10 protein-coding genes are annotated in these 11,777 nt (G+C 41.9%); 3 read left to right on the top strand and 7 right to left on the bottom strand.

Annotated elements, in window-relative coordinates; translation table 11 throughout:
- Window positions 1-51 precede the first annotated feature (51 nt).
- Both NSQ70_RS05475 and NSQ70_RS05470 read left to right on the top strand, forming a co-directional pair.
- Window positions 52-987, top strand: coding sequence for a hypothetical protein (locus NSQ70_RS05475; protein WP_039167392.1), 936 nt, complete (start codon window positions 52-54; stop codon window positions 985-987).
- Window positions 988-1,146: 159 nt separating this feature from the next.
- Window positions 1,147-2,004, top strand: a complete 858-nt coding sequence (locus NSQ70_RS05470; protein ID WP_342502501.1) for a GNAT family N-acetyltransferase — start codon at window positions 1,147-1,149, stop codon at window positions 2,002-2,004.
- Window positions 2,005-2,049: 45 nt separating this feature from the next.
- On the opposite strand, the gene NSQ70_RS05465 is transcribed toward NSQ70_RS05470, so the two are convergent.
- The 6 genes from NSQ70_RS05465 to NSQ70_RS05440 are packed head-to-tail and all read right to left on the bottom strand — an operon-like array spanning window position 2,050 to window position 10,360.
- On the bottom strand, window positions 2,050-3,864 hold the full coding sequence (locus tag NSQ70_RS05465; RefSeq protein ID WP_342502500.1) for an IucA/IucC family siderophore biosynthesis protein: 1,815 nt from the start codon (window positions 3,862-3,864) through the stop codon (window positions 2,050-2,052).
- A 13-nt stretch (window positions 3,865-3,877) separates the two neighbouring features.
- Window positions 3,878-5,227 carry a lysine N(6)-hydroxylase/L-ornithine N(5)-oxygenase family protein gene (locus tag NSQ70_RS05460; RefSeq protein WP_096881223.1) on the bottom strand — a complete coding sequence of 450 codons (1,350 nt, stop codon included), beginning with the start codon at window positions 5,225-5,227 and terminating at the stop codon, window positions 3,878-3,880.
- A complete protein-coding gene (locus tag NSQ70_RS05455; protein ID WP_007499091.1) occupies window positions 5,202-5,756 on the bottom strand; it encodes a GNAT family N-acetyltransferase in 555 nt (184 codons plus the stop codon). The genes NSQ70_RS05460 and NSQ70_RS05455 overlap by 26 nt, the downstream gene beginning before the upstream one ends.
- Window positions 5,753-7,534: an IucA/IucC family protein gene (locus NSQ70_RS05450; RefSeq protein WP_342502499.1), complete on the bottom strand. Its 1,782-nt coding sequence runs from the start codon at window positions 7,532-7,534 to the stop codon at window positions 5,753-5,755. The genes NSQ70_RS05455 and NSQ70_RS05450 overlap by 4 nt, the downstream gene beginning before the upstream one ends.
- Complete coding sequence (locus tag NSQ70_RS05445; RefSeq protein WP_041507481.1) at window positions 7,531-9,027, bottom strand: aspartate aminotransferase family protein; 1,497 nt, start codon at window positions 9,025-9,027, stop codon at window positions 7,531-7,533. The genes NSQ70_RS05450 and NSQ70_RS05445 overlap by 4 nt, the downstream gene beginning before the upstream one ends.
- Window positions 9,014-10,360, bottom strand: coding sequence for an aspartate aminotransferase family protein (locus tag NSQ70_RS05440; protein ID WP_178897179.1), 1,347 nt, complete (start codon window positions 10,358-10,360; stop codon window positions 9,014-9,016). Before NSQ70_RS05440 ends, NSQ70_RS05445 begins: the two co-directional genes overlap by 14 nt.
- A gap of 387 nt (window positions 10,361-10,747) precedes the next feature.
- On the opposite strand from NSQ70_RS05440, the gene NSQ70_RS05435 reads away from it, so the two are divergent.
- Entirely contained in the window at window positions 10,748-11,284 is a 537-nt protein-coding gene (locus NSQ70_RS05435) for a serine acetyltransferase (protein WP_285527927.1), read from the top strand.
- Window positions 11,285-11,452: 168 nt separating this feature from the next.
- On the opposite strand, the gene NSQ70_RS05430 is transcribed toward NSQ70_RS05435, so the two are convergent.
- Window positions 11,453-11,728, bottom strand: coding sequence for a hypothetical protein (locus NSQ70_RS05430; protein WP_342502498.1), 276 nt, complete (start codon window positions 11,726-11,728; stop codon window positions 11,453-11,455).
- Window positions 11,729-11,777 lie beyond the last annotated feature (49 nt).

Raw genomic sequence — 11,777 nt, 5'->3', positions numbered from 1 at the left:
ATTTACCGATATTATAAATGAAAGTCATTTACTTAAAAGGAGATGTTTGTCATGTTCAAAAAGAAGATCGGGGTTTTATTGCTTACAGGCCTCTTTATCGCTAGCCCTCTTTTCCAATCACCTGCTCAAGCAAGTGAAACTTCTACGAAACAAACAACATATTATACAGAAGAATTGGAGCATCTGTATCCAGACAGTGATTATGCAAACAATGATACGATGGAAAAAGCTCAATTCTTACAGCACTCTCTTCATCTAAACAAGACCTATTTATATCACGAAGGTAGTATCTCTTCTATGAATGACATTGATTTTTACCGGTTCACCAGCTCTAAATTTGATGGAGCAGATGGCCGCTTTTCTATCAAACTCGTCAATGTGAAAGCTGGAAATGATTTTGATCTTTATCTTTACAATCAGAGCGGGTCACTCGTGTCTTCCTCTGTGCGGACAAACAACCAAAATGAAATCATCCATATGCCGAAAATTGCCGCAAGCACTGACTACTATTTAGCCGTCAAACCAAAGCAATTATTAAATGAAGAGGACAACATGTATCGTATTGTCTTTGATAAAAGTATTGAAAAAGGCACAACCAAACGATATGGATCACCTGCCACATTGAATAGTTTCAATGAAGCCGGATCTCCCAATTCTTCTTTTGATTTAAGCAGCTTGCCGCAGGATGCCGTTGTCACTGGCCTGTCATTAGAAGCTGAAAAAGGCAGTACAAATGCATATAATTATGTATTCACCGTCTCTTCCTTAAAAGGCGGAACAGTGAACGTACCTTGGAACGGTCAAAAAGTTGACATCTCTTCTTATAAAACAAGTCAAGTGCCAGCAAAAGACCGCTTTTTTGTTTCTTTTAATGCAACCGAGGTTCCTCAATTGATCGGTGGACGGTTAATCAAAGTAGGCGTTGTCTCAATTAAAAACTTACAGCTCACCTTTGAATATGAATACAACCGTGACCTCAATTATTAAACTATACAAAAGGAAAAGGGAGCACCGAAGCGCAGGACTGACACCAAATGCGAGGGTTTGTCTATACGCTGAAGGAAAAGGTATCCCCTTTTCCTTTTTCTTATGCGTTCTTATGGTACGATACATATAGAGAAATCAGCTAAGAAGGAGTTGCGTGTATTGGCAAACGTTATACAACGAACTTTAACCCTTGATGACATACCAGACCTTGTCGCATTGTCAAAAGAGGTCGACTGGCCTGATTACAATGCGGAAGAGCTCACATCTCTTTTAACAAATGGACATTTTACCGGTTTTACAACAACTGACGGACAAGTCATTTCATGCGCTGGACTTTTTCAGTATGACAGAGTGGCATCAATTGGGGCGGTCATTGTATCTGAGACACATCGAGGCCTCGGTCTTGCCCGTCAAATGATTGACACACTGCTTCTTCATAGTGATTCAAGTGTCCCTGTCGTTTTAACAGCTACTGTACAAGGACGCCCAGTTTATGAAAAAATCGGCTTTCAGACAGCCGGTTATATTCATACATACAAAGCACAAAAAACAAATCCTAGTGCCCTTCATCCGTCACATCAGATTCATCTTTTTCCCGCTGATCAAACGCACCTCTCGTCTATTGAAAGGCTGGATGAAAAAGGCGCAGGGACCAATCGATCAAACTTCTTAATAAAGCGAATGGAGCGAGCAGCATTTAAACTGATCGCAAAGGATGAACACCACGAAATCACCGGCTTCGCGTTTGGTGTGGAAACACCAGCTAATCTGATGATTGGCCCGCTTGCAGCAAACGATGAACAAACGGCGCTATCACTCATTCAATCACTTCTCACGTCTTATTCTGGCGCCTTTCGTTTAGATATGCAGGAAGAAACAGCTGAACGCCTGCATGCATCACTTGTAGAAGCAGGATTTACGAAAACAAACGTCGCACATTTTATGATGATTCGCGGGAACGAAAAGCAGAACGATCCGGCGCTTCTCTATTTCCTGGCCTCACAAGCATTTTCTTAAAAAATCAAAAAGCTGTAGACAGATGTTGTCTACAGCTTTTCTTTTTTATTTTTCGCCTACGGATGAGAGAACTTGAGCGAGTGCATTTGTGACCTTGCCATGCTCTGATGCATGCGGCCGGTCATCTCCATCTCCATAGCCGTAATCAATCATGCGATTACGGTTTAAGCAAAGCTTTGTCAGCTGAGGCTGGAATAGATCAAATAAAGCAAAACGATCTTTTAGCTGTGGAAATTGCTTTTGATACTGCTGAATTTCTTCTGCAAGCAAGCGCCAAAGCGTCGTTTCATCTAACAGATTGTGATTGTCTAACACGTTTGACACGTAACGAAGATTGCAAATAAACAGGCCCGTAAAAATAAATTGTACAAGACCCTCTGGCGGCTCACTACGCAGCACTTCCTTTAGATCTTCTTCTAATGAAGCCAATTCAGGCAGCGGTTGATCACTAATGTTCACATCATCAACAAAATCTTTGATCGCCAAACGATGCGGCTTATGATCTTTTAATACAAGAATTGTATTTTGTCCGTGCGGTGAAAACACCGTGCCATATTGATACATAAAGTGCAGAAGCGGCGGCATGACAACGTGGAAGAATGACGCCATCCATTCTTTTGCTGACAGACCCGATTTTTCAATGAGCTGCTTCAGATAAGGCTCACCTTCATGATCTTCATACGTCAGTGCCGCCAACGTAACAGGGCTCTCCCCTTCATCTAAATACGTATAAATGCTTTCTCTAAAAATGACCCCAAGCATTTCAAGGTATTGATATGGCGCACCAGGTAGCTTGCTGTAATAAGGATGATCAACATTGATACTCGCATTCTCACCTGGTAAAATCACGCGGCATACATCGGATAAAAAGGCGTCTTGATCGGCGATTCCTTTAATATGCGCTGTAATACGAGGAGCAATCACCGTACGTTCTGATGGGAGCCCCCGGTACACTAGCGTATTTAAAATACTCATTGGCAGTTTAATATGATGCTTGCCTTTATTTGAGATGTTTGTAAAGGTTCTGATCGATTGCTGTGGAATATATTGATCCAGCCCTTCTCCTAAATACACAATACGGCGCATGGCTAAATCTTCAGGGAAATGCTGGATGATCATATGCGTCCACTGCCATTTATGAACAGGCATCATATAATAATCAACCGCATTCAGCCCTTCATCCTTTAACACACGTTGGAATTGACGAATCGTGACTTCGTCTAATTCTTTGGCAATGATGTGCTCATAGTTCTCATGTTCGACCGCATGGAAAGTCGCAAGTTCTCGGTGAACAGCAATCCAAGACAGCTGCACACATTCCTGCCTTTCAGGTGCATAGGCTAAGTAATCATCGTAGCTGAATCCAATACGCCCTTTGTTATAGACGATCCACGGATGACCAGTCATCTCGCCCTCAATCCATGCGTAATCTGTATCTGTTAGCTCATCTGCACGAAGTGCTTTTTTCGACAGCAAATGAACATCCGCTAACAAGGTATGGTGAAGCTCTTTGATCAGATGACCAGTTGTTTCAGAAGACATTGGGATGATTGGCTGAATGTCTAGTAAAAACACAATGGCACTAACATCCTTTGTCCATGTTCCGTCTTGACAGCACTCGATCGATTCAGCAATCGTATCAAAACTATCAAACAAACGAGGTTTTGCGAGATAACGATATTTCTTCTGTTCGTGAATGATTAATTCATATTGGGCGATGCCATCCTGATGGTTTAGCTGAACGGGATGAAGCATATCCTCATACATATATTCGGACAGCATTTTTGCCACCATTCGCTGGTTTGCTTTTTTCCAAGCAGCAGGATTGACCGCTTTTTTCAATTCATCTTGTACACTCATCGGTTCATCCTCCTTACCCTTTGATTTCTTCAAATGTATTTGCGTGTTTATGTGTACCGAATGTCTGGAAAACATGCTTTTGATAAAGTGGATACACAGGTCGACGAGCCAGTTCATTGATAATGACACTGTTTCGGTACGCCCCTAGCCCTAAATCTGGTGCGCCTACTCCATGTGTATGAAGCTCTGCATTTTGTACAAAAATATCATTCTCACCTAATGTGTTTGTTTTCAATCGATATTCACGTTCAACCTGGAAGCGTCCTTGATGATCCCACTGAATATGATGGGAAATCGGATCAATAAATGGCGGTAATACAGATTGATAGCCCGTTGCCAAGACGACAATGTCTGTCTCATGCGTAAAGGAGTCCTCTTTGACCCATTGATTGCATGAAAGCGATAAGCCGTCCCTCGTTTCCTCAATCAAATTGACTTCCGTCATCGCCTGTAGCACGGTGTTCAGCTGCTCTCCGCAAGCAGAACGTTCATAAAGCAAGTGATAAATATCTCGGATCATCGCTGAGCTGATGCCTTTATACAGCAAATCTTGCTGCTTTAATAGCGCATCTTTTTTAGGCTGCGGAAGCTCATAAAAGAAATCAATATAGTCTGGAGAGAAATACTCAAGACCTAAATTTGAATATTCCATTGGGAAAAACCCTTTAGAGCGTGTAAACCAATGAATATCCTTCGCCTCATCGTCTGATAAAATGTCATAGAATACTTCTGCCGCACTTTGACCAGAACCGATGACCGTCACGGATTTTCCTTTAAAACAGCCTTCTTTCTTTCGTTTCAAGTAATCAGCAGAATGAAACACCCGATCCCCTAAAGCTGGCTGAAGAGATGCTGGTACCGCAGGCTGTGTACCGATACCTAAAACAAGATGCTTACTCTCAAACACCTCTACCGTTTGATCTTTCACATGTCGGACATGCACTTCATATCGTTTTTCTCCAGCTTTTTCAACGATGGAGACAGATTCGACATTCATGCCAAATCGGCAAGAATCTAATTGATCCGCGACCCAGCGGCAATAATGGCTATATTCCTTGCGCGGGATATGGAAGTCTTCTAGAAAGTAAAATGAATACAAACGGTTTTGTTCCTGCAAATAGTTGAGAAAGCTATATTTGCTTTTCACATCCGCCATACTGACAAGATCCGCTAAAAAGGGGACTTGAAGTGTTGTCCCTTCAATGAGCATACCTGGATGCCAGTGGAACGCTTCACTTCTTTCAAAAAACAAAGCGTCAATTTCATCTACTTCTTCAGATAATGCAGCAAGCCCTAGGTTAAATGGTCCAATGCCAATCCCAATGACATCCACTACATTATTTTGCTTGTTGAACCGCGTCATGGTTATACTTCCTTTCAAATCGATCTCGATGACAAAACATCAAAAGACCTGTTTTATCTGGTAAAGTGACTGGTTTCACACGTTCGAATCCACACTTTTCAAAGACATGAATCATTTTTTCGTTCCGAATATCTGGCTCAGCCACGATTTTTTCTGTTCGTTTGTTCTGCTCAAACTGAAATGCTGTCATGGCTTGAAGCAGCGGAGCCGCAAATCCTTTCCCTACATAATCTGGCTCTCCAATTAACAGGTGAATGCCTTGATCATGCGGAGAAGGCTCATAGTACGATTCAATGATATCCCCTTTCACATTGTATGCTTCAAAATAGCTCATCGGCGTGCCATCAATGGTTCCTAAATAAAGGGTTTGATGCGGATCATGAATGGCCTGATAAAAGTGCTTTTCAAAAGCAGGAAATGGAATATTCAAATGCCAAAATGGGTGGACATACTCTTCTTGCATCCACTTGTGGACAAGCTGGACGTCCCGTTCATATTCAGCGCGAATGAACCCAATTCGATGCCTCATCCAATCAGCGCCTCCTTATGTAAAAAGAGCGGATTCAATACAGACGTGTACCTGGATTGAGTTTCTAAAGAACCCGTCAGCTCATCCATATCTTCAAACCGCGTGAGTAAGTTCGCTTTTGAAGGCAGCTCCTGTGACCGAAGAAGACTGTTCGTCAGCTCAGATGCACCATATGTCTCTTCATGCGCAAGCAGTGTGTCTCTAATCAGGGCTAATAAATCTTCTTCTTTTGCAAGCCCCTCTGTACCAAAACCATTCACAAGACCAAACAAATGATTAAAGAAGAAATAGTAACGCAGTCTCTCAACCGCTACATCGTCTGCACAAATGGTTTCACTTCTGACGCTTAAGTTTTGAACAAGCTTCGCAAGCTGATCCTTTTTCGATTCGCTATAATAGTAGCCTTGGTTGTCACGATAATAGAATGTGTGCGGATATCCATTCTTTAGCTGTACGACAGCATTTTGCTGATGGGCTTCAAGGGCAAGTCCATACGTTTCAAACAGCCAAAGCATCGGCTCTAACGCAATCGATAAATATTGTGTGAACCAATCACGACTGACATCTTCTGTTGATCTGCCTTCAGCGTCTGCTAATTCATGGATAATGCCTGAAAGCCTTGATTTTCCTCCGTATGCATGATCCTGACATAGCCCTGCTATTAAGCTTGCCCCTTTTTCATGATGCAAAAATGGATTTTGACGAATGACGACTTCAAAGCCAGATTCCGCCTCATCCCCTTGAATAGATAGATACGCAGGATCTTCAATTACACGGAATCCAGAGAATTTGTCATATAAAGAAACGCCTAATTCTGTTTTTAAGATACGAGACATCTCAACTCCACGATCAAGTTCCTTTTGTTTGTTAACGCGTAAAGAGTTTGTGATCTTTACAGGGACAGAGAATTTAAGCATGTACGCAGAGTCTTTTTGATAGACCGTTCTAAAGGAAGATGTCGCTGTGTATTCAGATCCTAGCGGCCCTAAATACGTCAGCATCCCGTCCTCTATATAACGCTTGACGAACGCTTTCTCCATGACCACTTGGACTTGTAGCGGATGAATCGGAATCAGGACATATTCACCGCCTTCTGTTAACGTCGTCAGTCTCTCTTTTTCTTCTGGCATCTGGCGCAAGAGCTCCTCAAACATGAGATTTGCCGCAGACTTTGAAATAGAAGAATCCTGAAGCACAATCGACGGATGTGCTTTAAAGTAATGAAGCTGGAAAGAGCCTTTCAGCTCAGGAGAATAAATAGCTTCCTCCTCTTCTGTCATTCCTTGTCTGCTTTTTGGTGTAGGATGCGTTAAATGCCCAAGAAGAAGTGACTGCTCCGCTTCAATATATTCAAAATCAGCTGAAGAAAGAGCCGCTCGATCACTTTCTCTCTCTCTGATGAATCGTTCAATATTCCGGCAGCTTAAAATGATGCGAAGCATGAACTCATCCTCTGCATCTGTGCGGCCGTATTCAATGAGAAGTTCCTTTGAACATAAAGCAACAAGTGTGGTGTAATCGATGATCGTTCCCTGTTGCTCACTGCCTTGCGGGCGAAAGCGAACGGGAAAATCAAAGAGATGGCGGCCTACAGGCGAAAAATATCGAATCGGAATGACAAGCTCAAGATCTTGTTTTGCTAATGCTGCTACAAATACAAGTGAGCCGTCTGCTTTTGTCTCTTTCTTTGCAGATCGATCAATTCCTGTTTCACGTAAAAAACAGTTTAAAAAGCTTTGCATAGTTGTATTTTCAGCCATTTGTTTATATTGACTCAACGTAGTACCCTCCCGGATTGAATATGAGCGATCCCGATATCAACAATGTCAGAAAGGATTTCCTCAATATGTGTAATAGTCGTTCTCGGATTTAACAAAGTGAATTTTAAGCAAGTTTGACCATCGGCTACTGTTTTTGCTACGACAGCCGTTCCTGTTTGGAAAAGTGTGCGATGAATGATTTTATTGATGTCCTCTGCTTGATGATCATCTATAAAACGAAACACGACTGCATTGATTTCTGGATCAGGATTGATCACCTCAAGATGCTCATTTTTCTCAATCAACGTAGCCACATCTTTCGCAAAATGGATGGTATGGTCAATGATACTTGCAAATCCTTCTTCTCCAATCATACGCAGAGAGAGAAGGAGTTTTAGCGCATCAAACCGGCGCGTCGTCTGAACAGATTTATTCACGAGATGCAGAATGCCTTCCAGTTCATCTTCCTTTGGATTGAGATAATCTGCGTGGTAATCAATCAAACCAAAATGTCTTTTATCCTTTAGTAAAAATGCCCCGCAGGAGATCGGCTGATAAAATTGCTTATGAAAGTCAATCGTGATCGAATCAGCCAGCTCGATGCCATCTAATTTTCCTTGGAAGGTTTTGCTTAATACAAGCGCTCCTCCATAGGCAGCATCTGCATGAATCCACAAACCGAAAGGCTTCACCATGTCATATATGTCACGTACAGGATCAATACTGCCAAAATCAGTTGTCCCGCAAGTCGCCACGACTGCAAATGGAAGCAAATCCTGCTCTTTAAGCTCCATAAGCTTCTTCTGCAAATCATGCAGGTCCATTCGGTGATGTTCGTCTGTCTCAACTAACACAACAGCCTGTTCACCTAAACCTAGCTGAGATGCTGATTTTTTCACAGTGAAGTGGGCATTCTTGGAGCAAAGAATCCGCATACGGTTTGCCTCGCTCGGCAACCCTTTCTGCTGTACATTCCATTGCCAAGTGTTTTCGCAAAATGCATCTCTTGCTAAAAGCAGTCCCATGTAGTTAGATTGGGTTCCACCGCTCGTAAAGGTCCCATCTGCTCGTTCTCCATAAGAAAATTTTTCACATAACCACTTGAGGATTTCCTCCTCAACCAAAGATGCAATGCCGCTTTGATCAAAGGAATCCATTGATTGGTTAAAGGAACTTACGATCACCTCTGCTGCCAGAGCAGGGATAAGAGGTGGGCAATGCAAATGTGCCAGGCATTTAGGATGTGACACATCAACTAAATGCGGTAAAAGGTGATTTTTTATATCTTGAAAAACAGACTCAATGGATTCACCAGCCGGTTGAATCTGGAATAACGATTCGACATGAGCCGCTAATTTCCCAGGCAATATTCCACTATACGGTCCTCTGCTTGTTTGCCACTCTGCCAGTAAGCTGTCGATGGATGTGTAGAGAGCCGCTTGGAAGGACTCCCTCCCAAGCTGGCTTTGTTGAATAAATAATGAATCGACAGATGGTTTAGTTGACTGCATCGTAAACTGCCTCTTTAAAAATCGTGATGACTTTTTCAAGCTGTTCTTCTGTCATGATCAAAGGCGGTAAGAATCGAATCACACTTCCAAAACGGCCTCCTGTCTCCACAATTAAGCCTTTATCAAAACAATTCTTTTGAATGAGACTGGCTAGCTCTGGATTTGCTGGATAACTGCCGTCCACATCCTGTTTCTCATCTGGATTCACAACTTCAACACCAATCATTAATCCTCTTCCTCGCACATCACCGAGAGCAGGCACTTGTTTTTGAATGTCTTTTAGATTGGCCTGCATACGCTGACCAAGTGCTTCTACATGATCAAGCAGATTGGTTTCTTTTATAAATTTAAGCGTAGCAGTTCCAGCTGCCATCGCCATTTGATTTCCTCTGAACGTGCCAATGTGTGCACCTGGATTCCATTGATCTAAGTCTTTGTCATAAATCACAACGGATAGCGGAAGGCTTCCCCCAATTGCTTTTGATAACACAATGACATCTGGCACAATACCAGCATGTTCAAAGGCAAACATCTTACCAGTTCGACCGATGCCTGATTGAACCTCATCAATAATAAGTGGAATTCCTTTTTCTTTTGTGATTCGTCTCATTTCTTGTATCCATTCAATTGATGCCGGGATGGAGCCGCCCTCCCCTTGCACCGCTTCAAAGATCATGCCTGCTGGCGAAAGAATTCCACTCTCAGGGTCATTTAATACACGCTCAATATAAGAGCTTGAAATGCGATGTGAGTCTTTACCGCCAATTCCAAATGGGCAGCGGTATTCATATGGATAAGGCAGGAAGTGAACATCTGGCATTAATCCTTGTACTTTTTCCTTTGGCGATAAGTTGCCGCTTAATGACATCGTGCCATGTGTAGCACCATGATATGCTCCGTGGAATGATAGAATGGAACGATTTCCCGTTGCTGTCTTGACTAGTTTAATTGCTGCTTCTATAGCATCACCACCAGTTGGTCCACAAAATTGAATTTTCGCTCTTTTTGCAAACTCCTCTGGCAAGTGAGAAAAAATCTCATTCACAAATTCTTCTTTAATCTCTGAAGTGATGTCCAGCGTATGCAACGGTCTTTTTTCATGAAGCATACGTTCAATAGCATCTATAACAACCGGGTGATTGTGACCAAGGGCAAGTGTTCCTGCACCTGCTAGGCAGTCATAAAATTCTCTACCATCTGCATCTGTCACGATCATACCTTCGGCTTTTTGCATGGCTAATGGGAACCGTCTCGGGTAAGACCTTGCATTAGATTCTCTTTGACTTTGTTGCTCTAAAAATTGCTGATTTTTAGAAACGGTTTTGATGGACATAATAAAACACTCCTCCAATTGATAAAGATTATCATTTTCATTTACTAGCCTAGAGGATGTAAGATACGAAAGTCAATTGTATTCAAAAAGATGATTCTAAAAGCATATGAATGCTATATTCTCTTTTTAACGAGTAATTTCGTGTATTTTTTACAAACATCTACAGCCATAAGGGCGATGTAACGTTTGAGTATGAAAATTATTGAAAAAAATTACAAAACAATTCTCCTGGTTCTTTTGCTCTATTCGTTGTAGCTCCCCTGTTTGATACAGGACGGCCGAATGAAATGAATGTAGTAAAACAAAAAATGAACGTTATTTTATCTTGATATAAATGGTTATGATGGTATAATTTCTCTGAAACAAAAGGGAATCGAGGGAGATCTGATGATTTTAACGAAGCATGACCTTCACTACTACTTGGCACAAGATCAGAAAGCACTTGCCATCAATCGAAAAAGACCAAAGTGGCTTGGGGATGATATTTGGAAATATCAAAGATATTTACGAAAATATGAGTACTATACGAATAGCGGTGCTACGTTACGCAAATGGTTTTATCGTTACTTACATAAAAAGAAAGGCATGCAGCTTGGCTTTGATATCCCAATTGGTGTATTTGGACCTGGGCTCAGAATCAACCATACTGGGCTGTTGATTGTGAACAAGCATGCCAAAATCGGCGCGTTTTGTGATATTCATCAAGGTGTGAATATCGGTCAAAACCATCATGAAAAAGATGTGCCCGTCATCGGAGATCATGTATGGATCGGCCCTGGCGCTAAACTGTTTGGAAATATTTATATTGCGAATCATATTTCCATCGGAGCAAATGCAGTAGTGAATCGCTCCTTTCATGAAGAGCGGATTGTCATTGCAGGTGTCCCTGCTCAAAAAATAAAAGAAAAAAGCCCTTCTTTATGAAGGACTTACTTGACCAAAGCAGTGAGCCACATGAGATAAAATAAGATGGATAAACATGAGGATCATCCTGCCCGAGCCCCATCACCATTTATCCTATGATGCTTTGGCGCAATCAAACCATCAATCGGTAGCAACTTGAAGTGAAACAAATCACCACAGCCGTACTCTCTAATTTGCGTTGGAGTACCCGAAGACCAGCATGAGAAAGTACGAGACAAAGACGAGGATGGCAATCGCATAGATGAAAATGGACACAATCAGTACTGTCCAGCCCAACCCTTTTCTTCCTGTTTGAATGAGATATATTCCAAGTGTGAAGAGCCCGAGTAAAAGACCTAAGATAGCCCATAACCATTTATTTTTCCCGTGTTTTGGTGCATCAACGAATAGGTAGATTGCGACTAAGATGGATACAAACCAACCTGTAATCCATTTCACATTCATCCGCCACCCTTCTTTTTCAATTTATTTAATCTTACTATACTTTTTTCCT

Source organism: Bacillus sp. FSL R5-0397 (assembly GCF_038593395.1).
GTDB lineage: Bacteria > Bacillota > Bacilli > Bacillales > Bacillaceae > Bacillus > Bacillus altitudinis.
The sequence above is the reverse complement of the archived record's forward strand: the minus strand, read 5'-3'. Positions and strand labels throughout refer to the sequence as shown.